The 25,897-nt window shown below is 67.6% G+C and carries 36 protein-coding genes; 2 read left to right on the forward strand and 34 right to left on the reverse strand.

Annotated elements, in window-relative coordinates; translation table 11 throughout:
• The 31 genes from map to ACFY1J_RS33655 form a co-directional block, all read right to left on the reverse strand.
• The coding region (map, locus tag ACFY1J_RS33505) for a type I methionyl aminopeptidase (RefSeq protein WP_390732513.1) at nucleotides 1-749 on the reverse strand (749 nt) is incomplete at its 3' end.
• 96 nt (nucleotides 750-845) lie between these two features.
• Nucleotides 846-1,511 carry an adenylate kinase gene (locus ACFY1J_RS33510; RefSeq protein ID WP_390710227.1) on the reverse strand — a complete coding sequence of 222 codons (666 nt, stop codon included), beginning with the start codon at nucleotides 1,509-1,511 and terminating at the stop codon, nucleotides 846-848.
• Nucleotides 1,511-2,824 carry a preprotein translocase subunit SecY gene (secY, locus tag ACFY1J_RS33515; RefSeq protein ID WP_363293653.1) on the reverse strand — a complete coding sequence of 438 codons (1,314 nt, stop codon included), beginning with the start codon at nucleotides 2,822-2,824 and terminating at the stop codon, nucleotides 1,511-1,513. Before secY ends, ACFY1J_RS33510 begins: the two co-directional genes overlap by 1 nt.
• 188 nt (nucleotides 2,825-3,012) lie before the next feature.
• The gene (gene rplO, locus ACFY1J_RS33520) at nucleotides 3,013-3,468 is read right to left on the reverse strand and encodes a 50S ribosomal protein L15 (protein WP_023547373.1); all 456 of its coding nucleotides are present in this window, start codon (nucleotides 3,466-3,468) and stop codon (nucleotides 3,013-3,015) included.
• A gap of 2 nt (nucleotides 3,469-3,470) precedes the next feature.
• Entirely contained in the window at nucleotides 3,471-3,653 is a 183-nt protein-coding gene (gene rpmD / locus ACFY1J_RS33525; RefSeq protein WP_095748087.1) for a 50S ribosomal protein L30, read from the reverse strand.
• Nucleotides 3,653-4,258, reverse strand: coding sequence for a 30S ribosomal protein S5 (gene rpsE / locus ACFY1J_RS33530; RefSeq protein WP_009190144.1), 606 nt, complete (start codon nucleotides 4,256-4,258; stop codon nucleotides 3,653-3,655). The genes rpmD and rpsE overlap by 1 nt, the downstream gene beginning before the upstream one ends.
• 39 nt (nucleotides 4,259-4,297) lie before the next feature.
• Nucleotides 4,298-4,681, reverse strand: a complete 384-nt coding sequence (gene rplR / locus ACFY1J_RS33535) for a 50S ribosomal protein L18 (protein WP_145886665.1) — start codon at nucleotides 4,679-4,681, stop codon at nucleotides 4,298-4,300.
• Nucleotides 4,682-4,684: 3 nt separating this feature from the next.
• Entirely contained in the window at nucleotides 4,685-5,224 is a 540-nt protein-coding gene (gene rplF, locus ACFY1J_RS33540; RefSeq protein ID WP_390710228.1) for a 50S ribosomal protein L6, read from the reverse strand.
• Nucleotides 5,225-5,248: 24 nt separating this feature from the next.
• The gene (rpsH, locus tag ACFY1J_RS33545; RefSeq protein WP_116148541.1) at nucleotides 5,249-5,647 is read right to left on the reverse strand and encodes a 30S ribosomal protein S8; all 399 of its coding nucleotides are present in this window, start codon (nucleotides 5,645-5,647) and stop codon (nucleotides 5,249-5,251) included.
• 212 nt (nucleotides 5,648-5,859) lie between these two features.
• A complete protein-coding gene (locus ACFY1J_RS33550) occupies nucleotides 5,860-6,045 on the reverse strand; it encodes a type Z 30S ribosomal protein S14 (protein WP_003948630.1) in 186 nt (61 codons plus the stop codon).
• Between the two features lie 5 nt (nucleotides 6,046-6,050).
• Nucleotides 6,051-6,608 (reverse strand): 50S ribosomal protein L5, encoded by a 558-nt coding sequence (gene rplE / locus ACFY1J_RS33555; protein ID WP_061920719.1) that lies wholly within the window; start codon nucleotides 6,606-6,608, stop codon nucleotides 6,051-6,053.
• Complete coding sequence (gene rplX, locus ACFY1J_RS33560) at nucleotides 6,608-6,931, reverse strand: 50S ribosomal protein L24 (RefSeq protein ID WP_124439899.1); 324 nt, start codon at nucleotides 6,929-6,931, stop codon at nucleotides 6,608-6,610. The genes rplE and rplX overlap by 1 nt, the downstream gene beginning before the upstream one ends.
• A gap of 2 nt (nucleotides 6,932-6,933) precedes the next feature.
• Nucleotides 6,934-7,302, reverse strand: a complete 369-nt coding sequence (gene rplN, locus ACFY1J_RS33565) for a 50S ribosomal protein L14 (protein ID WP_003998823.1) — start codon at nucleotides 7,300-7,302, stop codon at nucleotides 6,934-6,936.
• 200 nt (nucleotides 7,303-7,502) lie between these two features.
• The gene (gene rpsQ, locus ACFY1J_RS33570) at nucleotides 7,503-7,784 is read right to left on the reverse strand and encodes a 30S ribosomal protein S17 (RefSeq protein WP_263211605.1); all 282 of its coding nucleotides are present in this window, start codon (nucleotides 7,782-7,784) and stop codon (nucleotides 7,503-7,505) included.
• Complete coding sequence (rpmC, locus tag ACFY1J_RS33575) at nucleotides 7,784-8,008, reverse strand: 50S ribosomal protein L29 (protein ID WP_055632347.1); 225 nt, start codon at nucleotides 8,006-8,008, stop codon at nucleotides 7,784-7,786. Before rpmC ends, rpsQ begins: the two co-directional genes overlap by 1 nt.
• Nucleotides 8,008-8,427, reverse strand: a complete 420-nt coding sequence (gene rplP, locus ACFY1J_RS33580) for a 50S ribosomal protein L16 (protein ID WP_004927269.1) — start codon at nucleotides 8,425-8,427, stop codon at nucleotides 8,008-8,010. Before rplP ends, rpmC begins: the two co-directional genes overlap by 1 nt.
• A 5-nt stretch (nucleotides 8,428-8,432) precedes the next feature.
• A complete protein-coding gene (gene rpsC / locus ACFY1J_RS33585; protein WP_003998826.1) occupies nucleotides 8,433-9,254 on the reverse strand; it encodes a 30S ribosomal protein S3 in 822 nt (273 codons plus the stop codon).
• Nucleotides 9,254-9,601, reverse strand: a complete 348-nt coding sequence (gene rplV, locus ACFY1J_RS33590) for a 50S ribosomal protein L22 (RefSeq protein WP_003974262.1) — start codon at nucleotides 9,599-9,601, stop codon at nucleotides 9,254-9,256. The genes rpsC and rplV overlap by 1 nt, the downstream gene beginning before the upstream one ends.
• 44 nt (nucleotides 9,602-9,645) lie before the next feature.
• Entirely contained in the window at nucleotides 9,646-9,927 is a 282-nt protein-coding gene (rpsS, locus tag ACFY1J_RS33595; RefSeq protein ID WP_003992359.1) for a 30S ribosomal protein S19, read from the reverse strand.
• 12 nt (nucleotides 9,928-9,939) lie between these two features.
• Nucleotides 9,940-10,776: a 50S ribosomal protein L2 gene (rplB, locus tag ACFY1J_RS33600; RefSeq protein ID WP_031167077.1), complete on the reverse strand. Its 837-nt coding sequence runs from the start codon at nucleotides 10,774-10,776 to the stop codon at nucleotides 9,940-9,942.
• Between the two features lie 40 nt (nucleotides 10,777-10,816).
• Nucleotides 10,817-11,236 (reverse strand): 50S ribosomal protein L23, encoded by a 420-nt coding sequence (gene rplW / locus ACFY1J_RS33605; RefSeq protein WP_143627892.1) that lies wholly within the window; start codon nucleotides 11,234-11,236, stop codon nucleotides 10,817-10,819.
• On the reverse strand, nucleotides 11,236-11,889 hold the full coding sequence (gene rplD / locus ACFY1J_RS33610; RefSeq protein ID WP_363293651.1) for a 50S ribosomal protein L4: 654 nt from the start codon (nucleotides 11,887-11,889) through the stop codon (nucleotides 11,236-11,238). The genes rplW and rplD overlap by 1 nt, the downstream gene beginning before the upstream one ends.
• An 8-nt stretch (nucleotides 11,890-11,897) precedes the next feature.
• Entirely contained in the window at nucleotides 11,898-12,542 is a 645-nt protein-coding gene (rplC, locus tag ACFY1J_RS33615) for a 50S ribosomal protein L3 (protein ID WP_020135811.1), read from the reverse strand.
• Between the two features lie 17 nt (nucleotides 12,543-12,559).
• Entirely contained in the window at nucleotides 12,560-12,868 is a 309-nt protein-coding gene (gene rpsJ, locus ACFY1J_RS33620) for a 30S ribosomal protein S10 (protein ID WP_003948644.1), read from the reverse strand.
• A 479-nt stretch (nucleotides 12,869-13,347) separates the two neighbouring features.
• Complete coding sequence (locus ACFY1J_RS33625) at nucleotides 13,348-13,719, reverse strand: hypothetical protein (RefSeq protein WP_390732514.1); 372 nt, start codon at nucleotides 13,717-13,719, stop codon at nucleotides 13,348-13,350.
• Between the two features lie 35 nt (nucleotides 13,720-13,754).
• Entirely contained in the window at nucleotides 13,755-14,222 is a 468-nt protein-coding gene (locus ACFY1J_RS33630; protein ID WP_390732515.1) for a hypothetical protein, read from the reverse strand.
• A gap of 22 nt (nucleotides 14,223-14,244) precedes the next feature.
• Nucleotides 14,245-18,825 carry a DUF6531 domain-containing protein gene (locus ACFY1J_RS33635; protein WP_390732516.1) on the reverse strand — a complete coding sequence of 1,527 codons (4,581 nt, stop codon included), beginning with the start codon at nucleotides 18,823-18,825 and terminating at the stop codon, nucleotides 14,245-14,247.
• Nucleotides 18,826-18,936: 111 nt separating this feature from the next.
• Nucleotides 18,937-19,386 carry a hypothetical protein gene (locus tag ACFY1J_RS33640; RefSeq protein WP_390732517.1) on the reverse strand — a complete coding sequence of 150 codons (450 nt, stop codon included), beginning with the start codon at nucleotides 19,384-19,386 and terminating at the stop codon, nucleotides 18,937-18,939.
• Nucleotides 19,387-19,416: 30 nt separating this feature from the next.
• Entirely contained in the window at nucleotides 19,417-19,884 is a 468-nt protein-coding gene (locus ACFY1J_RS33645) for a hypothetical protein (protein ID WP_390710232.1), read from the reverse strand.
• A 54-nt stretch (nucleotides 19,885-19,938) separates the two neighbouring features.
• Nucleotides 19,939-21,087 (reverse strand): hypothetical protein, encoded by a 1,149-nt coding sequence (locus tag ACFY1J_RS33650; RefSeq protein ID WP_390732518.1) that lies wholly within the window; start codon nucleotides 21,085-21,087, stop codon nucleotides 19,939-19,941.
• Between the two features lie 413 nt (nucleotides 21,088-21,500).
• A complete protein-coding gene (locus tag ACFY1J_RS33655) occupies nucleotides 21,501-22,148 on the reverse strand; it encodes a hypothetical protein (protein ID WP_390732519.1) in 648 nt (215 codons plus the stop codon).
• Nucleotides 22,149-22,244: 96 nt separating this feature from the next.
• Here ACFY1J_RS33655 and ACFY1J_RS33660 point away from each other — a divergent pair, with 96 nt between their 5' ends.
• Nucleotides 22,245-22,586 (forward strand): hypothetical protein, encoded by a 342-nt coding sequence (locus ACFY1J_RS33660; RefSeq protein ID WP_390732520.1) that lies wholly within the window; start codon nucleotides 22,245-22,247, stop codon nucleotides 22,584-22,586.
• 72 nt (nucleotides 22,587-22,658) lie between these two features.
• Here ACFY1J_RS33660 and ACFY1J_RS33665 read toward each other — a convergent pair whose 3' ends face one another.
• From ACFY1J_RS33665 to ACFY1J_RS33675, 3 genes are read right to left on the reverse strand one after another with little or no spacing between them, the layout of a single operon-like run.
• Nucleotides 22,659-23,297, reverse strand: a complete 639-nt coding sequence (locus ACFY1J_RS33665) for a hypothetical protein (protein ID WP_390732521.1) — start codon at nucleotides 23,295-23,297, stop codon at nucleotides 22,659-22,661.
• Nucleotides 23,294-23,494 (reverse strand): DUF397 domain-containing protein, encoded by a 201-nt coding sequence (locus tag ACFY1J_RS33670; protein ID WP_390710236.1) that lies wholly within the window; start codon nucleotides 23,492-23,494, stop codon nucleotides 23,294-23,296. The genes ACFY1J_RS33665 and ACFY1J_RS33670 overlap by 4 nt, the downstream gene beginning before the upstream one ends.
• Entirely contained in the window at nucleotides 23,491-24,366 is an 876-nt protein-coding gene (locus ACFY1J_RS33675) for a helix-turn-helix domain-containing protein (RefSeq protein ID WP_390710237.1), read from the reverse strand. The genes ACFY1J_RS33670 and ACFY1J_RS33675 overlap by 4 nt, the downstream gene beginning before the upstream one ends.
• A gap of 154 nt (nucleotides 24,367-24,520) precedes the next feature.
• On the opposite strand from ACFY1J_RS33675, the gene ACFY1J_RS33680 reads away from it, so the two are divergent.
• On the forward strand, nucleotides 24,521-24,940 hold the full coding sequence (locus ACFY1J_RS33680) for an ATP-binding protein (RefSeq protein WP_390710238.1): 420 nt from the start codon (nucleotides 24,521-24,523) through the stop codon (nucleotides 24,938-24,940).
• Nucleotides 24,941-25,897 lie beyond the last annotated feature (957 nt).

Consider the following 25,897-nt stretch of genomic DNA (forward strand, 5'->3'; position numbering starts at 1 on the left):
TCCGAGGTCAGGGCCACCGAGTGCTCCCAGTGGGAGGACCAGGTGCCGTCAGTCGTGATGACCGTCCAGTCGTCCTCCAGGACCTCGGTCTTCGGGGTACCGAGGGAGACCATCGGCTCGATGGCGAGGCAGAAGCCGGGGACCAGCTTCGGTCCCTTGCCGCGGCGGCGGTCGACGTAGTTCAGCAGATGCGGGTCCATGTGCATCTCGGTGCCGATGCCGTGGCCGCCGTAGTCCTCGATGATCCCGTAGCGGCCGCCGCCCGGCTTCGGCTGGCGGCGGATGTACGTCTCGATCGCACGGGAGACGTCGACCAGCCGGCTGCCCTGCTTCATCGCGGCGATACCGGCCCACATGGACTCTTCCGTCACCCGCGACAGCTCCACCAGCTCCGGAGCGTGACCGGAGCCCACGAAGGCCGTGTAGGCCGCGTCACCGTGCCAGCCGTCGACGATCGCGCCGCAGTCGATGGAGATGATGTCGCCGTCCTTGAGGACGACCTTCTCGGACGGGATGCCATGGACCACCACGTCGTTCACCGAGGTGCAGATCGTCGCGGGGAAGCCGCCGTAGCCGAGGAAGTTCGACTTGGCGCCGTGCTCCGCGAGCACCTTGCGGGCGACCTCGTCCAGATCCTTGGTGCTGGCCCCGGGAACCGCCGCCTCCCGCGTGGCCGCGTGGATCGCGGCGACCACCAGCCCCGCCGCACGCATCTTCGCGATCTGCTCGGGGCTCTTGATCTGCACCATGGGGGCCTGCGCTCTCCGTCTCACGTCAACCGGTTACGTACACAACAGTACGGCCGCGGCACCCGAGGGGGCACCGCGGCCGGAACGGCCCGAGAACTACTTCTCGTCGTCCTTGTCACGCTTGAGCGCTTCCAGCGCCCGCTGCGTGATCTCGTCCACCGGGCCCAGGGAGGAGATCGTGACGACCAGTCCCTGCGCCTTGTAGTAGTCGATGATCGGCTCGGTCTGCGTGTGGTAGACCTCCAGCCGCTTGCGGACGGTGTCCTCGGAGTCGTCGTCGCGCTGGTACAGCTCGCCGCCGCAGACGTCGCAGACGCCCTCCTTCTTCGGCTGGCTGTACGTCACGTGGAAGACGTGGCTGGAGTCCTTGCGGCAGATACGGCGGCCGGCGATGCGCTTGACGACCTCTTCCTCGGGAACCTCAAGGTCCAGTACGGCGTCGAGCCTGATGCCCTCGGTCTTGAGCAGTTCGTCCAGCGCCTCCGCCTGCGAGACGTTGCGCGGGAAGCCGTCGAGCAGGAAGCCGTTCTCGGCGTCCGGCTGCTCCATGCGGTCCTTGGCCATGGCGATGGTGACCTCGTCCGGGACGAGGTTTCCGGCGTCCATGAAGGACTTCGCGAGTTTCCCGAGCTCCGTCTGCTGGCTGATGTTCGCGCGGAACAGGTCGCCCGTGGAGATGTGCGGGATGTGCAGCTTCTCGGCAAGGCGAACAGCCTGCGTTCCCTTACCGGCACCCGGCGGTCCGACGAGGACGATACGCATCAGCGGAGGAACCCTTCGTAATTGCGCTGCTGGAGCTGGCTCTCGATCTGCTTCACCGTCTCGAGACCCACACCCACGATGATCAGGATGCTGGTCCCGCCGAACGGGAAGTTCTGGCTTGCCCCGAAGCCAACCAACGCCATCGTCGGTACGAGAGCGATCAGACCCAGATACAGCGAACCCGGCCAGGTGATCCGGTTGAGCACGTAGCTGAGGTACTCAGCGGTCGGTCGGCCAGCCCGGATGCCCGGGATGAAGCCACCATACTTCTTCATGTTGTCGGCGACTTCCTCGGGGTTGAAGGAGATCGCCACGTAGAAGAACGCGAAGAAAACGATCAGCAAGAAGTACATGGTGATGTAAATCGGGTGGTCACCCTTGGTCAGGTTCTGCGTGACCCAGGTCTTCCAGCCCGACTTGCCCCCGGCGAACTGGGCGACCAGCGCCGGGATGTACAGCAGCGACGACGCGAAGATGACGGGAATCACACCCGCCTGGTTGACCTTCAGCGGGATGTACGTGGACGTACCACCGTACGAGCGCCGGCCGATCATGCGCTTCGCGTACTGGACCGGAATGCGCCGCTGCGCCTGCTCGACGAAGACGACCAGGCCGACCATGACCAGACCGACCGCGATCACCGTGCCGAACTCGATCCAGCCGCCGGCCAGGGTGCCCTGCTTCTTGATGGCCCACAGCGCGGACGGGAAGGTCGCGGCGATCGAGATGAACATCAGGATCGACATGCCGTTGCCGATGCCGCGGTCGGTGATCAGCTCACCGAGCCACATGACGACGGCCGTACCGGCGGTCATGCAGATGACCATGGTGATGGTGGTGAAGATGTCCCGGTTCGGGACGATGCTGCCCCCGACGGTGCACCCGCTGAACAGCGCGCCGCTGCGGGCGGTGGCGACGAGGCCGGTGCCCTGCAGGATGGCGAGCGCCACGGTCAGGTAGCGGGTGTACTGCGTGATCTTCGCCGTACCGGCCTGGCCCTCCTTCTTGAGGGCTTCGAGGCGCGGGATCACGACGGTCAGCAGCTGAAGGATGATGCTGGCCGTGATGTACGGCATGATGCCGAGCGCGAAGACGGTGATCTGCAGCAGCGCACCACCGCTGAACATGTTGACGAGACCGAAGAGGCCCTGGTTGCCTGACGCCTCTTTCACACACTGCTGGACGGCCTGGTAGTTGACGCCGGGGATCGGGATGTGGGTACCGACCCGGTAGACCACGATGATGCCCAGCGTGAAGAGCAGCTTCTTGCGCAGGTCGGGCGTCCTGAACGCCCGGGCGAACGCGGTGAGCACGGTGCCTCCTGCGACCCCCGCGCAACTGCGTCAAGGGTGACGGTCTTGAGGTTCGACGGATACAGAAAAAGAACAGTGCAGGCCACCTTACCGGCGACACTGCCTCCCCCGGAACGACCAACCGGGGATACCCCATTGTGAGGTATCCCCGGTAGGGATCGTCTACGTCATCGAGGCGCCTGAAAGAATCAGACGAGCTCGGTGACCGTACCACCCGCGGCGGTGATCTTCTCCTTGGCGGAGCCGGAGACGGCGTCGACCGTCACCTGCAGCGCCACGGAGATCTCGCCCTGGCCGAGGACCTTGACGAGGCTGTTCTTGCGAACGGCACCCTTGGCCACCAGACCCTCGACCGTGACCTCGCCACCCTCGGGGTAGAGCGCGGCCAGCTTGTCGAGGTTCACGACCTGGAACTCGGTCTTGAACGGGTTCTTGAAGCCCTTCAGCTTCGGGAGGCGCATGTGGAGCGGCATCTGGCCACCCTCGAAGCGCTCCGGAACCTGGTAACGGGCCTTCGTGCCCTTGGTACCACGACCGGCCGTCTTACCCTTCGACGCCTCACCACGACCGACACGGGTCTTGGCGGTCTTGGCGCCCGGGGCGGGACGGAGGTTGTGGATCTTGAGCGGGTTCTGCTCCGCCATGATCAGTCGACCTCCTCGACCGTCACGAGGTGGCGGACGGTGTGCACCATGCCGCGGAACTCGGGGCGGTCCTCCTTGACGACCACGGTGTTGATCCCCTTGAGACCAAGCGACCGCAGGGTGTCACGGTGGTTCTGCTTGCTGCCGATGTACGACTTCGTCTGCGTGATCTTGAGCTGCGCCATTACGCACCAGCCCCGGCACGCGCACGAAGCAGAGCCGCGGGAGCGACGTCCTCGAGCGGCAGACCACGGCGGGCCGCGATCTCCTCGGGACGCTGCAGGCCCTTCAGGGCCTCCACGGTCGCGTGCACGATGTTGATCGCGTTGTCGGAGCCGAGCGACTTCGACAGCACGTCGTGGATACCGGCGCACTCGAGTACGGCACGCACCGGACCACCGGCGATAACACCGGTACCGGGGGACGCGGGCTTGAGCAGCACGACGCCGGCAGCCTTCTCACCCTGGATCGGGTGCGGGATGGTGCCCTGGATCCGGGGGACCTTGAAGAAGTGCTTCTTGGCCTCCTCAACGCCCTTGGCGATGGCGGCCGGCACCTCCTTGGCCTTGCCGTAACCGACACCCACGGTGCCGTCACCGTCGCCCACCACGACCAGCGCGGTGAAGCTGAAGCGACGACCACCCTTCACAACCTTGGCGACGCGGTTGATCGCGACAACGCGCTCAACGTACGCGGTCTTCTCGGCGGCAGCAGCGCCGCCGTCACGGCCCTTCCGGTCCCGCCGCTCGCCGCCACCGGCACCGCCACCGCGGCGCTGGGGTCCAGCCATTGGAATTACCTCTCTCTTTTTCCGCTAGCTACGGCAGGCTCAGAACTTGAGCCCGGCTTCGCGGGCGGCGTCCGCCAGGGCGGCGATGCGCCCGGCGTACTGGTTGCCACCACGGTCGAACACGACAGCCTCGACACCGGCGGCCTTGGCACGCTCGGCGACCAGCGCGCCGACCTGCTTGGCCTGCGAGGACTTGTCGCCCTCGCCACCGCGGACGGACGCGTCCAGGGTGGACGCGGACGCCAGGGTGTGGCCCTTGAGGTCGTCGATCACCTGCGCCACGATGTGGCGGTTGGAGCGGGTCACGACCAGACGGGGACGCTCCGCCGTACCGGAGATCCGCTTGCGGATCCGGATGTGACGGCGCTTGATCGCGGCGCGCTTGTAGGCGTCGCCCTTGAGGATCTTCTGCCCGTATGCCATGGCTTACTTACCCGCCTTTCCGACCTTGCGGCGGATGACTTCGCCCTCGTACTTGACGCCCTTGGCCTTGTACGGGTCGGGCTTGCGCAGCTTGCGGATGTTGGCCGCAACCTCGCCGACCTTCTGCTTGTCGATGCCCTCGACCTGGAAGCGCGTCGGGGTCTCCACCTTGAAGATGATGCCCTCGGGCGCCTCGACGACGATCGGGTGGCTGTAGCCGAGCGCGAACTCGAGGTTCGAGCCCTTGGCCGTCACGCGGTAACCGACACCGCTGATTTCGAGCTTCTTCACGTAACCCTGGGTCACGCCGGTGATCATGTTCGCCACCAGCGTGCGGGACAGGCCGTGCAGGGCCTTGTTCTGACGCTCGTCGTTCGGGCGGGTCACCTGGAGGGTGCCGTCCTCGCCCTTGACGATGTCGATCGGCGCGACGACGGTGTGGGTCAGCGAGCCCTTGGGGCCCTTGACCGAGACCGTACGGCCGTCGATGGTGACGTCCACGCCGGCGGGAACCGTGATGGGGAGCTTGCCAATACGCGACATAGCTGTTTCCTCCGTTCCCTTCCGCTACCAGACGTAGGCGAGGACTTCCCCACCCACGCCCTTCTTGCCGGCCTGCTTGTCGGTGAGGAGCCCGTGGGACGTGGAGATGATCGCCACGCCGAGGCCGCCGAGCACCTTCGGCAGGTTGGTGGACTTCGCGTACACCCGGAGACCGGGCTTGGAGATCCGCTTGATGCCCGCGATGGAGCGCTCACGGTTCGGGCCGAACTTCAGCTCGAGGGTGAGGTTCTTGCCCACCTCGGCGTCCTCGACGCGCCAGCCCGTGATGAAGCCCTCCTGCTGGAGGATCTCCGCGATGTGAGACTTGATCTTGGACGCCGGCATCGTCACGGAGTCGTGGTATGCCGAGTTCGCGTTCCGCAGACGCGTAAGCATGTCTGCGATCGGATCAGTCATGGTCATGAATTGGCCTTCGGCCTCTCTCGCCGGGGTTTCCTGGTGCGCCATCCCTCTCCCCGATCCGAGACGGGACGGGTGCGGCGCGGTGGACCTACGGCGTAGTAAGTCGTACGGGCGCGGCAGACGCCCAACCCCACAAGCCTACGGCATGCGGAGAAGGGCCCCTGCCGACCCAGATGCTTACCGAGAGCTTCAGGAATCCCCTATTACAGGGATTACCAGGAGCTCTTGGTCACGCCCGGCAGCTCGCCACGGTGAGCCATCTCACGAAGGCACACGCGGCACAGGCCGAACTTGCGGTACACGGAGTGCGGACGGCCGCAGCGCTGGCAGCGGGTGTAGCCACGCACACCGAACTTGGGCTTGCGAGCAGCCTTGGCAATCAGAGCCTTCTTCGCCATCTCGCTCACGCCTCCTTGAACGGGAAGCCGAGGTGACGAAGGAGCGCGCGGCCCTCAGCGTCGTTGGTCGCCGTGGTGACCACGGTGATGTCCATGCCCCGGGTACGGTCGATCTTGTCCTGGTCGATCTCGTGGAACATGACCTGCTCCGTGAGACCGAAGGTGTAGTTGCCACGGCCGTCGAACTGCTTGGGGGACAGGCCGCGGAAGTCGCGGATGCGCGGGAGCGCGAGCGACAGGGTGCGGTCCAGGAACTCCCACATGCGGTCGCCACGGAGCGTGACGTGGGCACCGATCGGCTGGCCCTCACGCAGCTTGAACTGCGCGATGGACTTGCGGGCCTTGGTGACGGCCGGCTTCTGACCGGTGATCGTGGTGAGGTCGCGGATGGCGCCCTCGATCAGCTTCGAGTCACGGGCGGCGTCGCCGACACCCATGTTGACCACGATCTTGACGAGGCCGGGAACCTGCATGACGTTCTCGTACTTGAACTCGTCACGCAGCTTGCCCGCGATCTCCTCGCGGTACTTCTGCTTCAGACGCGGAGTGGTGGTGGTAGCCATCAGATGTCCTCACCCGTCCGCTTGGCAACGCGGATCTTGTTGCCCTCTTCGTCGAAGCGGTAACCGACACGCGTGACGACCTTGTTGCCGTCCTTCTCAACGACCAGCTGGACGTTGGAGACGTGGATCGGCGCCTCGGTCGTGACGATGCCGCCGGCCTGCGAACCGCGAGCGGTCGGACCGGCCTTGGTGTGCTTCTTGACCCGGTTGACACCCTCGACCAGGACGCGGTCCTCGCGGGGGAAGGCCGCGATGACCTTGCCCTGCTTGCCCTTGTCCTTGCCGGTGATGACCTGGACCAGGTCGCCCTTCTTGATCTTCATGCTTACAGCACCTCCGGCGCGAGCGAGATGATCTTCATGAACTTCTTCTCGCGCAGCTCACGGCCGACCGGGCCGAAGATGCGGGTGCCGCGAGGGTCGCCGTCGTTCTTCAGAATGACGGCGGCGTTCTCGTCGAAGCGGATGTACGAGCCGTCCGGACGGCGGCGCTCCTTGACGGTGCGAACGATGACCGCCTTGACGACGTCACCCTTCTTCACGTTGCCGCCGGGGATCGCGTCCTTGACGGTGGCGACGATGACGTCACCGATGCCCGCGTAGCGGCGACCGGAGCCACCGAGCACACGGATGCAAAGGATTTCCTTCGCACCAGTGTTGTCGGCGACGCGCAGTCGCGACTCCTGCTGGATCACGTGTATCTCCTGTTTGTCTGCCGGTTCCCTCCGGGGGTTGAGCCGGAGAGCCTGGCGGAACCGTCCTGCGAGTTGCTCACGCAGGAATTACTTGGGCCTCTGCAGGCGGCAACCCGCGCCGGGGGCTTCACCGCGGCCAGGCCCGGGGGCCTGGAGACGGAGCCCCCAGCGGGGGTCAGCGGGGGCGGAGCCCCCGCTTATTACTTCGCCTTCTCGAGGATCTCGACGACGCGCCAGTGCTTGCTGGACGACAGCTTCCGGGTCTCCATCAGGAGGACGCGGTCGCCGACACCGGCAGCGTTCTGCTCGTCGTGCGCCTTGAGCTTGTTCGTACGGCGGATGACCTTGCCGTACAGCGCGTGCTTCACGCGGTCCTCAACGGCGACGACGACGGTCTTGTCCATCTTGTCGCTGACGACCAGGCCCTCACGGGTCTTCCGCGCGTTGCGCTCAGTCTGCTCAGTCACGTTCTTCTCGCTCATCAGGCGTTCTCCACCGTTTCGATGCCCAGCTCACGCTCGCGCATCAGGGTGTAGATCCGCGCGATGTCCTTGCGGACCGCCTTCAGACGGCCGTGGTTCTCGAGCTGGCCCGTCGCCGCCTGGAAGCGGAGGTTGAACAGCTCTTCCTTGGCCTCGCGGAGCTTGCCCAGAAGCTCCTCGTTGCCCAGCTCGCGCAGCTCGGACGCCTTGGTACCGACCGACATCACGCTTCACCTGCCTCGCGCTTGACGATGCGGCACTTCATCGGCAGCTTGTGAGCCGCACGAGTGAGAGCCTCACGCGCAATCTTCTCGTTCGGGTAGGACAGCTCGAACATGACCCGGCCCGGGTGCACGTTCGCGATCCACCACTCCGGCGAACCCTTACCGGAACCCATGCGGGTCTCGGCCGGCTTCTTCGTGAGCGGGCGGTCCGGGTAGATGTTGATCCAGACCTTGCCGCCACGCTTGATGTGGCGGGTCATCGCGATACGGGCCGCCTCGATCTGGCGGTTGGTCACGTACGCCGGCGTGAGGGCCTGAATGCCGTACTCGCCGAACGCGACCGTCGTACCGCCCTTGGCCTGACCACGGCGCTTCGGGTGGTGCTGCTTGCGGTGCTTGACCCTACGGGGGATCAGCATGTCGGTCAGGCCTCCGTTCCGGTGCTCTCAGCCGGAGCGGACGCGGGAGCCTCGGCCTTGGGGGCCTCGGCGCCGGCAGCCTGCTGCGGCTTGCGACCGCGCCGCTCGCCACCGCGGCCACCACGGGCCGGGCGGTCGGCACCACCGCGGGCCGGGCGGTTACCCGCACGGGCCGCAGCGTTCTCGGCGCGGACCTCGGCGATGTTCTTGACGTCGCCCTTGTAGATCCAGACCTTCACACCGATACGGCCGAAGGTCGTCTTGGCCTCGAAGAAGCCGTAGTCCACGTTCGCGCGGAGCGTGTGCAGGGGCACACGGCCCTCGCGGTAGAACTCCGAGCGGGACATCTCGGCGCCGCCGAGGCGGCCACCGCACTGGATCTTGATGCCCTTGGCGCCGGCCTTCATCGCCGACTGCATGCTCTTACGCATGGCGCGGCGGAAGGAGACGCGGGAGGAGAGCTGCTCGGCAACGGCCTGGGCCACCAGCTGAGCGTCGGTCTCGGGGTTCTTGACCTCGAGGATGTTCAGCTGGACCTGCTTGCCCGTGAGCTTCTCGAGGTCACCGCGGATGCGGTCGGCCTCGGCGCCACGGCGGCCGATGACGATGCCCGGACGAGCGGTGTGGATGTCCACCCGCACGCGGTCACGGGTGCGCTCGATCTCAACCTTCGAGATACCGGCGCGCTCCATGCCGGACGTCATCATCCGACGGATGGCGACGTCTTCCTTGACGTAGTCCTTGTACAGCTTGTCGGCGTACCAACGCGACTTGAAGTCGGTCGTGACACCGAGCCGGAACCCATGCGGGTTTACCTTCTGGCCCATTACCGGGTTCCTTCCTTGCTGCTGACGACCACGGTGATGTGGCTGGTCCGCTTGCGGATCCGGTAGGCACGGCCCTGGGCGCGCGGACGGAACCGCTTCAGGGTCGGGCCCTCGTCGACGTAGGCCTCGGAAATGAAGAGGCTGTCGGCGTCGGTGTGGTCGTAGTTGTGCGCGGCGTTGGCGATGGCGCTGTCGAGCACCTTGCCGACGGGCACGGAGGCTGCCTGCGGAGCGAATCGCAGAACAGCCTGAGCCTCCGTGGCGTCCATGCCACGGATAAGGTCCACCACGCGGCGGGCCTTCATGGGCGTAACGCGGATGTACCGCGCCTGGGCCCTGGCTTCCATGGTTGTCCCTCTCAGTTACTTACGTGTCTGAATGCGATCCGCTGCTAGCGGCGCTTCGACTTCCGGTCGTCCTTGACGTGGCCCCGGAAGGTGCGAGTCGGCGAGAACTCGCCGAGCTTGTGGCCGACCATCGACTCGGTGACGAACACCGGGATGTGGGTCTTGCCGTTGTGCACCGCGAGCGTGTGGCCCAGCATGGCCGGGACGATCATCGAGCGGCGGGACCAGGTCTTGATGACGTTCTTGGTGCCGGCTTCGTTCTGGGCGTCCACCTTCTTGATCAGGTGGTCGTCGACGAAGGGCCCCTTCTTCAGGCTACGAGGCATCTCAACCCGTCCTTAGCGCTTCTTGTTCGTCTTGCGGCGGCGGACGATGTACTTGTTCGACGCCTTCTTGGGCGAACGAGTACGGCCTTCCTTCTTGCCCCACGGGGACACAGGGTGGCGACCACCGGAGGTCCGGCCCTCACCACCACCGTGCGGGTGGTCAACCGGGTTCATCACGACACCACGGACGGTCGGGCGAACGCCCAGCCACCGCTTACGGCCGGCCTTGCCCCAGTTGATGTTGCTCTGCTCGGCGTTGCCGACCTCACCGATGGTGGCGCGGCAGCGGACGTCGACCAGGCGGATCTCACCGGACGGCATGCGGAGGTGGGCCATCGAGCCCTCCTTCGCGAGCAGCTGCACGGAGGCACCGGCGGAGCGGGCGAACTTGGCACCGCCACCGGGACGGAGCTCGATCGCGTGGATCGTGGTACCGACCGGGATGTTGCGGAGGGCCAGGTTGTTGCCCGGCTTGATGTCGGCCCCGGGACCGTTCTCGACGCGGTCACCCTGCTGCAGGTTGCGCGGGGCGAGGATGTAGCGCTTCTCGCCGTCGGCGTAGTGCAGCAGCGCGATGCGCGCGGTGCGGTTGGGGTCGTACTCGATGTGCGCGACCTTCGCCGGCACGCCGTCCTTGTCGTGACGACGGAAGTCGATCACTCGGTAGGCGCGCTTGTGTCCGCCACCCTGGTGGCGAACGGTCACACGACCGGCGTTGTTACGGCCGCCCTTGCTGTGCAGGGGGCGGACCAGCGACTTCTCCGGCGTGGACCGCGTGACCTCGACGAAGTCGGCGACGCTGGCGCCACGACGGCCCGGCGTAGTCGGCTTGTACTTGCGGATTCCCATTTCTCAGTCCTCGTCCGATATCGGACGATCCGGACCGCCCTTAGGCGGTCGGACCGCCGAAGATGTCGATACGGTCGCCCTCGGCGAGGGTCACGATCGCGCGCTTGCTGCCGGCACGCTGACCGAAACCGGTCTTCGTGCGCTTGCGCTTGCCCTGGCGGTTGATCGTGTTGACCCCGGTGACCTTGACGTCGAAGACCGCCTGGACGGCCTGCTTGATCTGGGTCTTGTTGGCGTTCGGGTCGACGATGAACGTGTACTTGTTCTCGTCGAGGAGCGCGTAGCTCTTCTCGGAGACGACCGGCTTCAGCAGGACGTCACGGGGGTCCGTGTACGACTTGCTCAGCGGGGTCTCGACGGTGTTCTTGCCCTCGGTGGCGTGGCGCTTCGCCTTGGCGACGCGCGCGGCCTTGGCGGCCTTGGCCGCCTTCGAGGCGATGCTCGGGTGACGGGTAGCCATCAGACCTCGGTCCCTTCGGTGTCGTTGGCCTTCGGGCCGGCGACGAAGGACTCGAAAGCGGCCTGGGTGAAGACCACGTCGTCCGAGACGAGAACGTCGTACGTGTTCAGCTGGCCCGGCTCCAGGATGTGGACCTGGGGCAGGTTGCGGGCGGACAGCCACGCGGCCTCGTCGGCGCGCTCGACGACCAGGAGCAGGTTCTTGCGCTCGCTGATCTTGCCGAACAGGCTCTTGGCGGCCTTGGTGCTGGGGTTCTCGCCCTCGACCACGCCGGAGACGACGTGGATGCGGTTGTGACGCGCCCGGTCGGTGAGGGCACCGCGCAGGGCGGCGGCCTTCATCTTCTTGGGGGTGCGCTGCGAGTAGTCACGCGGCACGGGACCGTGCACGACGCCACCACCGGCGAACTGCGGCGCGCGGGTCGAACCCTGGCGGGCGCGACCGGTGCCCTTCTGGCGGTACGGCTTCTTGCCGCCACCACGGACCTCGCCACGGGTCTTCGTCTTGTGGGTGCCCTGGCGGGCAGCGGCCAGCTGCGCGACGACGACCTGGTGGATCAGCGGAACGCTGACCTTGGCGTCGAAGATCTCCGCGGGGAGCTCGACGGAACCGGCCTTGTCGCCCGCCGGCGAAAGGATGTCAACAGTGCTCATCGGTTACCTCAGGCCCCCTTGGCCGCGGTGCGGACCAGGACGAGGCCGCCGTTCGGACCGGGAACCGCGCCCTTGATGAGCAGCAGACCCTTCTCCGCGTCAACGGCGTGGACGGTCAGGTTCTGGGTGGTGACCCGCTCGTTGCCCATGCGACCCGCCATGCGGAGGCCCTTGAACACGCGGCCCGGGGTGGCGCAGCCACCGATGGAACCGGGCGAGCGGTGCTTGCGCTGGGTGCCGTGTCCGGCGCCGAGGCCCTTGAAGTTGTGACGCTTCATGACACCGGCGAAGCCCTTGCCCTTGCTCTTGCCGGTGACGTCGACCTTGATACCGGCCTCGAACACCTCAGCGGTGATCTCCTGGCCGAGCGTGTACTCGGAGGCGTCCGCGGTGCGGATCTCGACGAGGTGACGACGCGGGGTGACGTCGGCCTTGGCGAAGTGACCCTTGAGGGGCTTGTTCACCTTGCGCGGGTCGATCTCGCCGAAAGCGATCTGGACGGACTCGTAGCCGTCGACATCGTTCGTACGGACCTGGGTGACGACGTTGGGGCCGGCCTTGACGACGGTGACCGGAACAACACGGTTGTTCTCGTCCCACACCTGCGTCATGCCGAGCTTCTCGCCCAGGATGCCCTTGATCTGCTTAGCCATTCTCAGCTCACCGACCCTCAGAGCTTGATCTCGATGTCGACGCCGGCCGGGAGGTCGAGTCGCATCAGAGAGTCAACGGTCTTGGGGGTGGGGTCGAGAATGTCGATCAGGCGCTTGTGCGTGCGCATCTCGAAGTGCTCGCGCGAGTCCTTGTACTTGTGCGGCGACTTGATGACGCAGTACACGTTCTTCTCAGTGGGCAGCGGCACCGGGCCCGCGACCGACGCACCAGTGCGAGTCACCGTCTCGACGATCTTCTTCGCCGAGGAGTCGATGACCTCGTGGTCGTAGGCCTTGAGCCGGATGCGGATCTTCTGTCCCGCCATGGCTACTCAGTAGTCCTGTCTCTTCAACGCTCTGGAACCCGGTGTTCCTCTTCGTTCCTCTTCCCGTCCTCCGACCCACGCGGTCGGGCGTGTCGCGCTCCCGCTGACAGAGATGCCCCTTGTCCGAACATCCCTACGGGACTGCACACGGCCCTACCGGAACCGCAAGCCGGGGGCGGAAGGCCCACCGGGCGCCTGGCCGGTGCCGCGCTCACACTTCCCGGAAGATTCCCGTACGTCCGCCCCAGTGCTGCCCGCAGGCAGTTAGGGCGACGAGTACTGTGGGACTCGCTTCCGGTCCTCCCGGCGGGAGGCGCGCAGCATCAACACTCGACCGAGCAACCCCGCTAGTCTGCCATACGGGGCAGGGGGCTGGCCAATCGAGCCGGAGAGAATACCCCTCGGGGGACGTGGGTCAAACCCGGGGCGCCGGGGCTGGGCCGGGGGGCGCTCTTCCCTCTCCGTGTCATCCGTCGCGCTCAGGACGGCGCCTGCGCAGGGCTTCCCGTAGTTCCCAGAACTTGTCCTGGGGCCAGAGCCACGATGGCGTTCTCGGCGAAGCCGCGGCGTCCCTCCGCGCGCAGTACCTCGTACAGCTCGGGTGTGAGCGCGTTGTTGAGCCGAGCCGCGGCGCCGACCGCCGTGAAGGCGAATCCGCGCTGAGCGCGGTCCGGCAACCGCATCGCCCTGACGATGCGCGGCGACGCCTCCTCCAGCGAACAATTGAAGGCCAGCCCGATCGCCACCGTGCCGAGAGGCCGCTCACCGCGCTCGAACGCGGCATCCCACTCCTCGGGGTCATCGAGATCCAGCAGACCTTCGCCGCTCTCCCAGTCCCACCCGGACACCACGACTGTCCCACCCCTCCACCCGTCATCCGCCCCGCTCAGGAGCGGCGCCCACGCAGAACTCGCCAGGCGTCCCCGACCGCATCCTCGGACCGCAGCCACCAGCCCGCCAGCTTGTTGCGCACTGCGGACCGCACCTTCCACCACTTGAACCACGTCGGCAGATCCCGGAACGGCACGAAGGTCAGCGTGTCCTTGATGGCGTCCTCGGCGAAGCCACGAGGGCCCTCCGCGCGCAGTGTCTCGTACAGCTCCGGTGTGAGTGCACCGTTGGTCCGCGCCGCGACGCCTGCCGCGGTGAACGCGAACCCACGCTCATTCGGATCCGACAGCCGCATAGCCCGCACGATTCGAGGCGACGCCTCCTCCAGTGCACAGTTGAAGGCCAACCCGATCACCGCCGTACCGAGACGCTGTTCGCCGCGCTCGAACGCGGCATCCACATCGGAGGGGTCGTCGATACGCACCAGACCCTCGCCGCTTTCCCAGTCCCACTCGGACGCCATGACCGGTCTTCCCCTCCGCCCGTCACCCGTCGCACTTGGGCGGTAGCACCCGCTGCTTCTTGATGTTGTTGATCATTCCGGCCCTTTTCAGCTTGGTCAGATCGCCCTCCGTGACGCTGTCCGACGGATACGAGCCCTGCACGTGGCCGTGGTAGATCTCCTTGATGATATTGCCGTCCTTGTCGGTGGTGTACTCGTGCCGGTCCAAGACCACGATCTCGTTGTTGACGTGGTCCACGCCGAGTCGCCGGAACCTGTTCGGGTTGGTGCCGTCGCCCAGGGGAACGGATCGGTCCAGCGCGGCCTGGCCATTGCTGGGCGCTCGGCTGATCTCGCCCTTGGCCGATGAGCTGCTGCCGGAACCATGTTTCTTGTACGTCGAGTCGTCGTAGATGCGGACGGGCTCGGTGCTCTTGCCCTCCAGGCCGAGTGGGTCGCTCCAGCGGAAGGGGTTGTCGACATAGGCGTGGTGGTTGGGGGCGGGGACCAGCCCCAACGGGTCGGGCGAGAGGTAGTGCGCGGTGTCCGGGTCGTAGTACCGGGCCAGGTTGTAGTGCAGGCCGGTCTCGGGGTCCCGGTACTGGCCCGGGAAGGCCAGGGGGCACAGGCCGTCGTCGCCGGCCAGAGGGCCTCCCCACAGGCTGGTGGTGGCCCGCCAGGCGATCGTGCCATCCTCGGCGACCAGTTCGGTGGGGGTGCCCACCAGGTCGGTGACGATCGCGTAGAACTGCCTGTCGAGCGTGCCCGCTCCGGCTTCGCCTCCCTGCGTGCGCAGTTGGCTGACGGCTCGGTGTGTGCCCGGCTCCCAGTCCCAGGTGTCGGTGTCCGTCACGCCGTCCCGGACCGACCGCTGTTCGGCGAGCTGGGTGCTGTCCCAGGTGAAGAGGGTCTCGTCGGCGGTCGACCCGTCCTCGGTCACGCGCCACTTGCCGGTGCGCCGGCCGAGCGCGTCGTAGCGGTACCGCCATACGCCCCTGTCGGGTGTCGAGGCCTCGGTGAGTCGGTCGTCGGCGTCCCAGGTGTACGTCCAGATCCGCCGCAGCCCGGACAGCGTGCGCCGGATCATGCGGACAACGCGGCCCTGGCCGTCGTGCTCGTACGTGGTACGGCCCACCGACGTGATCTTGGTGCCGGAGCGCCGGACCGGGCCCTGCGCGTCCTGTGCGTCGGGGCCGGGATGGGTGGCGGCGGTGAGGTTGCCGAGCTCGTCGTATGCGTAGGTCTCGGTCCAGCTCTCGGCCGACACCCGGGTGACGCGGCCCGCTCGGTCCAGGTCGAACCTGCGGGTGCCGCCCAGACTGTCGCCGACCGAGGTGAGGTGTCCGTCACCCCGGTAGGCATAGGAGCGGGCCTGCAGCACGGTGTCGGTACCGGGGTCGGCCCCGCCGGTCCCCGAGTGGATGACCTGCTCCACCAGCCGGTGCCCAGCGTCCCAGGACTGCGTCAGTGTGGCGGCGCCGGCCAGACCGCGGCCGATTTCCCGGCCGGCCGCGTCGTACGTGAAGGTGAGCCCAGCGCCCTCGGTGAAGAGCGACACCGGCAGGCCTATGGAGTCGTAGGACCAGTGTGAGGCGGCCCCGGACGGAGTGGTCCGCCGCACCCGACGGCCCAGCAGGTCGTACGCGCTGGTCACGGCGCGGCCGTCGACGGTCTCGGCGAGGATCCTGCCCACCGCGTCGTACTCGAAGGTGACGGTGCTGTCCGGATTCGCCGCCTCGATCAGCCGTCCGGCCATGTCGTAGCGCAGGGCTGTGACGGCGCCGTCCCCCGTGCGCGCCTCCACCGCGCGACCGGCGGCGTCACGGGTGACGCGGACCGTCTGACCGGCGCCGTTCCTGCGCTCGATCTGGCGACCCGTCGGGTCGTGGACGTAGCCGAGCCTCCGGCCGTTGAAGTCCGTCTCGCCAACCAGGCGGCCCACCGCGTCGTAGTCGTAGCTCCATGTGTCGCCGAGCGGATTGGTCACGCCGACGAGCCGCAGTTCGGCGTCGTGGGTGAAGCGGTAGCGGGTGCCATCCGGGTCGGTTCTGGCACTGGGCAGGTCGAAGGCTCCGTACTCGAACGAGGTGGTGAACCCACCCGGCTCGCGGTGTTCGGTGAGATTGCCCTGCGCGTCGTACGACCAGGTCTCCCGACCGCCATCGGCGCGCTCCCGCCACAGCAGCCGTCCGTCCCGGCTCCACCCCTGGCGGACGGTCCCACCGACCGCGTCGTCGACGCGGACGATGCGGCCGAACGCGTTTCTGTGCACAGTGACGGTCCCGCCGCGCGGGTCCACGACCCGTACGGGCAGTCCGGCCTCGTCGGTGTCGAAGCGGAACGTGTTGCCGAGGGCGTCGGTCTGCGCGATCCGGTGCCCACGCCGGTCGTAGGTGTAGCCGCTCACCGCACCCAACGGATCGGTGCTGGTGAGCAGGTTGCCCCGGTCGTCGTACGCGCACTCCCAACGTGCCCCGTCGGCCGCCGTGACGGCGACAGGCAGACCGTCGTCGCTGTACTCCACCTGAATGGTGGTCCCGTCCGCCCGGTCCATCCGTACCGGCTGACCGTGCTCGCCCAGGGTGAAGCGGGTCGTGTGACCCAGCTCGTCGGTCCGGGACAGCAGATTCCCGTACCGGTCCCATTCGGAGGACTCGGTGTGGCCAAGAGGGTCGGTCACGGTGGTCAGCTGGTAGCGCTCGTTGTAGCGGTACCTCGTGGTGTGCCCGAGGGCGTCCGTGTAGCGCGTCTCGCGGCTGTCGGTGTCGAACTCGATCGTGCAGGCAAGGCTGCCGTCGGCACCCTCACCGCCGACGCAGCGGTCCAGGGTGTCGTACGAGAAGTGGTACGAGTAGCCGTTGCGGTCTGTCCACGACGTGATGCGGCCGGGGCCGTCGTACGTGTACCGCACGGGCAGCCCACTGGAGTCGTGGGCCTCGGTGAGGTCACCCTCGGGGCTGTACCCGAAGCGCCTCAGGAGGGTGCCGTGCGGACCGTCCTCCGGATCGCGCAGGCGAAGGCCGATAACGCGCTCGCCCTCGGTGTCCACGTGGATGTAGCGGCCGCCCGAGTCGCGAACGGCGACGGGGGTTCCGTCGGCCTCGCGCTCGAAGTCGATCCGGTAGTCGTTGCGGTCCGTCATCGCGACGAGCAGGAGGGTGAACGCATCGTCGTTCGCGGCGGGGCTCCGCGGCGGGGCGAAGTGACGGGTGATGCCCGTGAGCGGGTCGGTGACGCGCAGCGGGGCGCCGGGCGTCCCGTCCCAGTCCAGTGGCCACCGCGGCCCCTCGGCCGGCAGCACCGCCGCGCCGGGCCGCGGCACTGGATAGAGGAGGATCATGCCGTCCTCGGTGGCGAAGGCGGCGCCCTGGTCGTCCAGCTCAAGGCGTTCGTCGAGCGTGGACGCCCAGGAGGACCCGAAGGAGCGGCCCGTTCGGTAGGTCGACAGGTGGGTGCGTCGCAGGGCCAGCGGAAGCAATCCAGATAGCTCGACGTCGGTCTCGGCCATGAACATCTCGCCGGAGACCATGTCGATGGGGTCGCCGTTCAGGCACCTGCCCTTGCCGGGCTTGCTCTTGGCGACGGCGTCGTCGGCCTCCTTGCGCAGCCCCTTCTTCCCGAGGCTTTTCGCCATGGCCTTGAGACCGCCCTTGCCGAGGGTCTTCATGCCCTTGGCGAGCTTGCCGAGGCTGGTAATGCCCTTGCCGCCGGGTATGCAGTCCATGGCCGCGAAGGCCACGTCCAGCAGGCCGGCCTGGCCTTTTCTGTATTTGTTGAGTGTGTCGGCCAGCACGACAAGCGCCGCCACCAGCACGATCGCGCCGAGGATCGGCCCGCCGATGATCATTGCGACAATCCCGACGACCGCGACGACGACCTTGCAGACGGCGACGATGGTGTCCCAGTTGTCCTCGAACCAGTCGCCGATGTCCTCCCACCAGGACCGGTTTTGAATGCCCGCGTCGGACGCCTCGTCGATCTTCGTCTTCGCCTCACGGGCCGCCTCGTCACGCATCTTGCGCGCGTCCTCGGCCATCTTCTTCGCCGCGTCGAGGGCGTTCTGCGCGGTGGTGACGTCCGACTGGGCCTTGGTGTGGGCCGACTTGGCGTTCTGCGCGTCACGGGTCGCGGCCCGGACCTTGGCCTCGTCGGGCTTGTCGGCGTCGCTCTTGCTGCCGGTGGGGTCGTCCTTGTACTTGTCGGCTTCCTTGTTGGCCCTTGTGACCCACGAATCGGCCGATGAGAGGCGGGACTTGGCCGAGGTCAGGTCGTCCTGGGCCTCCTTCGCCTTGGCCAACGCCTTGTCCGCAAGGGACTGGGCACGCTCCAGCTTCGGCCAGTAGTCGGCCAGCGCGTCGCCGCACATCTCGTACGACGTCTTCAGCTTCTTCAGGTTCTTCGGGACATCACCGAACTGGTCCTTGAAGACCTCCGCCGACTTGCCCGCCCACTCCAGCAGCGTGTCCTCGCCCGCCATGCCCTTGACCAGGCGCAGCGCCTCGGAGACGTCGTGGGCGAAGTCGTGCAGCTGCTTCGCCAGGGAGCGGACGCGCTGCGGATCACCCGGAGTCGGGTCCTTGTCCAGATCCAGCGGATCCCAGTTCGCCGGCCGATGCCCTGCCATGTCCTTGCAACCCCCGTCGCGTGTGCACCATCAACAGCCCTGTGCACACGCGAACTTACAAGGAACAGTCGTTCGGCGTGAAGCGGGTTGAGTCGTGGTCCGAGCGAACCCTCAGGTCAGTCGCGTCAGAAAGGCACCGAACTCGGCGAGCGATTGCTCCAGGTCCTGACGGCCCGCGTCATCCGCGGGCAGGAGGGGAAAGTGCGTACTGGCGAACCCTTCGGCGCCCGTGTGGACGGCGGTCGCCAGTTCCTTGGCGGAGGAACGATCGACGACCGCGCCCGCATGGACCGTCTCCACCGAGTCACCCTTGCGGCGCCTGAAGGTCAGTGAGAAGGACGAGTCCACGGCGGAAGTCGTGTGGACGCGGTCGCGTCCCGCCAGGAAGCGGCGCAGGCCGTCCAGGAGGAGCGTCAGGGACAGGTAGATCATCATCGCCTGGTCCGGAGTGCGGTTCCGTGAACTCGCCGCCCCCGCGTTGCCCCGGACGTGCATGTGCCCGAGGTCGAATCCCGAGGGCGGGGGTGCCTCGTTCTCGTCGATGGAGAACTCGAACTCCATGGCTGCCCTTCCGCCGGTCATCCGCCGCAGTCAGGAGCGGCGCCTGCGCAGGGTTTCCCGTATTTCCCAGAAGGTGTCCTGGGGCCAGAGCAACAAGCGCAGCACTTTGTTGCTCCCGGTCGACCGCACACTCCACCACTTGAACCGCGGTGGCAGATCCCGGAACGGCACGAAGGTCAGCGTGTCGTCGATGGCGTTCTCGGCGAAGCCGCGGCGTCCCTCCGCGCGCAGTGCCTCGTACAGCTCGGGTGTGAGCGCGTTGTTGAGCCGAGCCGCGGCGCCGGCCGCCGTGAAGGCGAATCCGCGCTGAGCGCGGTCCGGCAACCGCATCGCCCTGACGATGCGCGGCGACGCCTCCTCCAGCGAACAATTGAAGGCCAGCCCGATCGCCGCCGTGCCGAGAGGCCGCTCACCGCGCTCGAACGCGGCATCCCACTCCACGGGATCATCGAGACCCAGCAGACCTTCGCCGCTCTCCCAGTCCCACCCGGACACCATTACCGCTCTTTCCCTCTCCGCCCGTCATGCTTGCCTTCCTGCACAGCGCACCGTTCAGCGGAGTGAGGCGTGCGATTCCTGTCGTACGGTCCACAGCTCCGGATCCATGAACCGGTTCACATTCTCGGGGAGCACCAGCCGCACTGCGGCGTACAGGGCCAGCCCGCCCGAGACGGCGCCGAGCAGCCCCGCGAGGGCGCCGGAGACGAGGCCGAGCAGGAAGGGTACGGCGACGAGCGCGGCACCGACGGCGAAGAGCAGGCTGAGGTCGTGCGCCCCGGGCGCATACCGCGAGGGCCGCTCCATGGGTACGGCGGTCAACCCCGCCTCGGTCTCCCGCACGAGAGCTCCCCCGCCGCGCAGAAAGGGCTGCCAGTCCTCCTCGCGGGTCACTCCCCACACCACATGTCCGGTGTCGACGACGAAGGCGACGGGCAGTTCCCGCTGCTTGTCGGTCGCCACGATCTCCTTCCAGCGGGTGGGCCAGCACAGCCATCCCGCGTGACCGTCGAGCCGGGCCGCGGCGTCACGGACGTGCTTGTCCCCGATCCGGATCCGGAAGGACGACCCGTCCATGGTCCGCAGCTTGATCGGCCGACCGCCGTTCCCGTCCTCCGCCATGAGCTCGATCCAGTACGAGTTGATGGTGAGGACCTCCCCCACGCTGGTCTGGGAGGGTTGCCGGTAGTCCTGCCGGACCAGTCCGCCGGAACGGACACGCACGGCGTGCACCCGCCCCCGGGCGGCGTCCTCCTGGAGCAGCCGCTGCGGCTTCTCCAGCTGACCCTTCAGCAGACCGATGGCGAAGAGGGACAGGACCAGGGCGAACAGCAGGGTGAGCAGGCAGAGCGCGCTGGCGAGCACGGAGCCGCCCTTGCCGTAGGCACCACGTGCGAAGGCGTACGGCGCCAGGGCGGTGAGGTAGGCCGCGCCGATCCACCCCCAGTCCCGCCGGACGGCCCCGAGCCGCGCGGGTATCGCGTCACGTGCGGCGGCCGCCGGAAGCCGCTCCACCGCCGGCGCGGCACGCACGACGAGCACCCACGCCCCGGCGAGAACGGCGGTCACGCCGAGAGCCACGAGAACGTCCAGCCGGGGCGCGTCGGCGTCGTACCGCACGAAGACGACCCCCACCGCGACGGCCGCACCGAGCAGCGCGGCTCCCCCCAGGGCTCTGGACAACGGCGTGGAACGGTGTCGCATACGGGCCTCCCCCAGGTCCCCGACGGCTTTCGGCGTTGGTGGCGTGAACATGCCGTGACGCGGTGTGGCGAGGCTACAGGAGCGGCAGAAGCCTTCAACGCCATTTCTCAGGATGGAGAGCGACTGCGACATACCATCCGCAATCAACGCGGAACCGTTCTCCCGCGCAGCCGCAAGGAGACAAGCCACCAATTCCCGGTCGTAGCTGTCACGGGCGTTCACCTGAAAGAGGTGCTGCCCATCGGAACTGAGGGCCGCCACGAAGTCCAGACCGGGCACCGGTGACCAGTACCAGGCATCCGAGATTCCGGCGGACTCCGCAGCCCCCGGAAAGCTCGACACAACATCAGCCGGATTCATACGCACCTCCCCTGCACCCCCGTGCCTGGACAAGCGTGCGAGCCGACGCGGACTCAGTCAGCGAAGCGGAACGTCGATGTGATCGCGTCGAAGATGTCGAAGAAGGAGTCGGCGAGGTCGAGGACCTGGCTGCTGCCGGCGACCAGGGCCACCTTGCCGTCCTGGCCGGGCACCGGGATGTACGTCTGCATCAGTACGGCACGGATCGTGCGGTTGAGGCTGTCGCCGGGGACCGGGATGTCCTCGATGCCGTAGGTACGGGCCGCGGGTCCGACGCCGGGGATGTCGACCGTCGTCACCTTGCGCCAGGAGTCGCCCTCCTTCCTCGCCTCCTTGACGGCGAGTTGGGCGGCTATGGACGCCGGGTCGTTCGACAGGGGTGCGCCGTCCCGCGTACGACCGCCGACGAGCGAGACAGTGACCGAGCCGGTGATCGGGGTGTCGCCGCCGAAGCTCTCCGCCATGCAACCGCAGTACATGGCACCGGACTTCCAGGCGTCTGCCGCTGCCTTCTGGAGGAAGGTGGTGTAGGAGTCGCGGTACTGGGCCAGCTCGGGGTGCGCCTCGACGCGCTCGTTCACCATGCGCCGGATCGAGTCGTCCCGTGACTCCGGCCGTACGTCGAACTCCCACCACGACTCGGGCACCTTGATCCGGAAACCGCCACGCTCGATGGTGAGCGCCTCCATGTAGCGGGCCATGGCTGTCGTGTCCCCGTTTCGTCGATCACTTGTTCAGGCACCATGCTGATGTACGGTGCGGCCAGACTACGAGATACGAGAACGGGGGACGGTCGCGTGGGCAAAGGCAAGAGTGATCTCTCACTCCCGCTGACCGAGCTGGAGGACTACGGCCGCCGGCTCCGGTCGATCAAGACGCGCCTCAACCACACCAAGAAGCTCTTCGAGTCGTACAAGGACGACGTCGGCAGCGGCAAGGTCAACGACGCCCTCGACGACTTCGAGTCCAACTGGGAGGACGGCCGCGAGGACATCACCGAGCAGCTCGATGCCCTCGCCGACATGTCCGACACCGTCGTCCGCGAGTTCAAGAAGCTCGACGACGAGCTGGCCAAGAAGGTCAACGACGCGGTGAAGACGGAGGACAAGCGGAGCAAGGCGCAGAAGAAGGCGGACTGAGGCCGGCTGACTGAGGCCGGCTGGTGGGGGCTCAGCGGTACCGCGGTAGCGGCCCCGGCCGGTCAGGCGACCTCACGGTGAGAGGTTATGACGGCCGTCGCGTCGTGAGTGCAGCTCCTCCAGTGCCTCGTCGTATGCCCGGAAGCCCGCCCTTCCGCTCACCGGCGCGTCCGAGTCGGCGCGCAGGATGGGTGAGAGGTGGGCCACTCGCCACATCCTGAAGACCAGTGCGGGGGTACTGCGGCCGGTGGGGTCCGCCAGGTTGGATGCGATGCCGAGGATGTCGGCGATCCGAGGGGCGCCCTGGTGGGGCTCCGTCCCGGCCGCGACGGCCCCGGTGATCAACGCCTGCAGTAGATCCGTCAGTTGTATGTCGGCGCCCGTGCGGCACATGCGTCGCACCTGTGCCGGCTCGTCCATCTTCTCCAGGGGCTCCGGGACTCCTGTGAGTCCCCCGGACCACAGAAGCAGATGCGCCGCCGAGACTTCGTAGTCGCGAAACCAGCCCACCTCGTCGGCCATCGCCATCTCCGCATCGCCGAAGCGGCAGACCGACCGGATCCCGGCCATGAGGCAGCTCATCTCGTCCCGCTTACGGGCCAGGAATCCGCCGACCGAGACATCCGCGAGATCCCAGGTGCCCGTGGAGTTCACCGCCCCGATTTCCACCACGCCCCCGAGCGGGCCGAAGACCTCGCGGGCGAGGATCACGCTTCAGCGGCGTACGCGACGAAGGCCGTCCAGGTGGACGGTGGGAAGGTGAGGTGGGGGGCGTGGGTGGGGTTCTTGGAGTCTCGGACGTGGATGGTGGTGGGGGTGGGGGCGATTTCGACGCAGGATTCGCCGTCGGGGCCGCTGCTGTAGCTGCTCTTGAACCAGGTCAGTTCGGACGGGGACTTGCGGATCATGTTTCTCCCAGCAGTTGCTCAATGAAGGCGAGCGACTCCCCTGGCGGGAGGGCCTGCGCCCGGATGGTGCCATACCTCAGCTCAAGGATGCGCAACTGCCTCGGATCGGAAATCGGGCGGCCGTTGTAAGCCCCGTCGGAGCGCCCGACTGCCGAACCGTCCTCGAACTTCAGCACTTCGATCCTCCCGTTCAGACCGGGATGGGCTGCACTGTGCGTCGGCATCACCTGAAGCGTGACGTTGTTCAACCGGCCCACTTCCAGCAGACGTTCGAGCTGCTGCTGCCAGACCATTGTGCCTCCAACAGGGCGGCGAAGCGTCGCCTCTTCCTGTACGAAGCTGAGGGCGGGCGCGGGTGACCGCTCGAATACGGACTGCCGGGCCACACGGGCCGCTACCAGGCGCTCCACGTCCTCCGCCGAATACGCCGGCTGCCACGATTCCAGCAGCGCTCGCGCATGCTCCGACGTCTGCAACAGCCCATTGACGCTGATGCTTTCGTACACCCCGATCTCGACCGCCTTGGCCTCCATCCGGGCCAGGTCCCGCACCTTCTTCGGATACCGGACCTTGGCCACGTCCTCCTTCATCGCCGAGAGCAGTCCGCCCGCCCCCAACACCTCGTCGGCCCTGTCCAGATACTCGGGCCTCGGGATCCGCTTCCCGCCCTCGATCTTGTAGACCATGTCCTCGCCGTACCCGACGGCCTCCCCGAACACGGCGGCCCGCATCCCCACCGCCTCGCGCCGCAGCTTGAGCTGGCGTCCGACGGTTGCGATCACGGCGATGCCCCAGTCGTCGTCGGGATCCACTTCCCAACCCGGTTCGTCGGCCTCGCTCTTGAGCCGTACCGCCTCGCCGTCCACACTCATCCCGCACCCCTCCGTCGTACGACCGTGCCGCGACGCCCCTACCCGTACGGCCGTCCTCGACAGCCAGGACATGACCGGACAAGCTCCGGACAGTAACCGTACGCATCGGCTGCGTCACTGTTCACGGTACGCAGAGGCGGCCACGCTGAGTGACGTGAACCAGGAAAACTCCACCCAACTCGATTGCGCCGTCCGGAACTTCAGCGTCCTCCTGTCTCCCACACCCCGGGGTGCCCGCCTCGCCCGGCTCCTCGCTACCGAGCAACTGCGCTCCTGGGGGCTGCCGTCGGAGAAGGCGGCGCAGGTCATCGCGGAGCTGGCTGCCAACGCGGCCACGCATGGGCGGGTGCGGGGGCGCGACTTCCGGCTGTCGCTGTACGTCGTCGCCGACACCCTCCGTATCGAGGTGACGGACACTCGCGGAGACGGTCTCCCCTGCCCGCAGCATCCCGCCCCCGAGTCGGAGTCTGGCCGAGGCCTCGTCCTCGTCGAGGCCTTCGCCGACCGGTGGGGCGTTGCCCCGGGGCCACGTCCCCGCAAGACGGTCTGGGCCGAGCTGACCGTCTTACGGTGAATCACCGCCCGGTCGAAGGTCTTTGCCGACGCCGACTGTCAAGCACAGGTGGGCCGCCCGCTTCTTTGTCAGTGTCGTGCTTCCACGCCCCGAGTAAAGGGCGCTCCGCTGTCGCTCCGCGTCGCCTTCGGCGATGCCCCTGCGGGGCACCCTTGACTAGGGGCGTTCCAGCACGGGTGAGAAGCGAGCGGGCAGCCCGGGGAAAGTGGCCGGCTTGGGGCGCCATCCCCTTGGGTGGGCTGCGTTCGCGTCCGGGGTGGTGGGGGCGCGGTCGCGCCTCGCCAGCACGCCGGGCGGGCTTAGCGGCGAACGGCCGGTGGGGAGCGGGGGCGCGTCAGCCGGGTGGTGGCACGCCGGGCGGGCTTAGCGGCGAACGGCCGGTGGGGAGCGGGGGGCGCATCAGCCGGATGGTGGCACGCCGGGCTGGCTTAGCGACTTGCGGCCGGTGGGGGTGGGGTGGAGCGCAGGGGCCGGGTGATGGCACGCCGGGTGGGCTTAGCGGCTTGCGGCCGGTGGGGGGTGGGGTGGAGCGCAGGGGCTGGGTGGCGGCACGCCGGGAAGGCTTAGCGGCGAGCGGCCGGTGGGCGGTGGAGCGCAGAGGCTGGGTGGCGGCACGCCGGGAAGGCTTAGCGGCGAGCGGCCGGTGGGGTGGAGCGCAGGGGCCGGGTGATGGCACGCCGGGTGGGGTTGGCGGCTTGCGGCTTGCGGGCGGTGGAGCGCAGGGGCTGGGTGGCGGCACGCCGGGCCGGGTGGGGTTGGCGGCTTGCGGCCGGTGGCGGTGGGGTGCGCTTCGGCCGGGTGGTGGCAGGCCGGGCCGGGTTCGGCGGCTTGGGGTCGGTCGTGGGGGAGGGCCTTGAGGTGGTGAGGCTCAACCTCGGGAGTGGACACCCGGTTTCATGCGACGAGCGACAGCGTACGTGATGAGATCAGCTGTTGCTCGAACTCGACTGGCGTGAG

It is taken from the genome of Streptomyces sp. NPDC001406 (genome assembly GCF_042895285.1).
Taxonomy (GTDB): Bacteria; Actinomycetota; Actinomycetes; order Streptomycetales; family Streptomycetaceae; genus Streptomyces.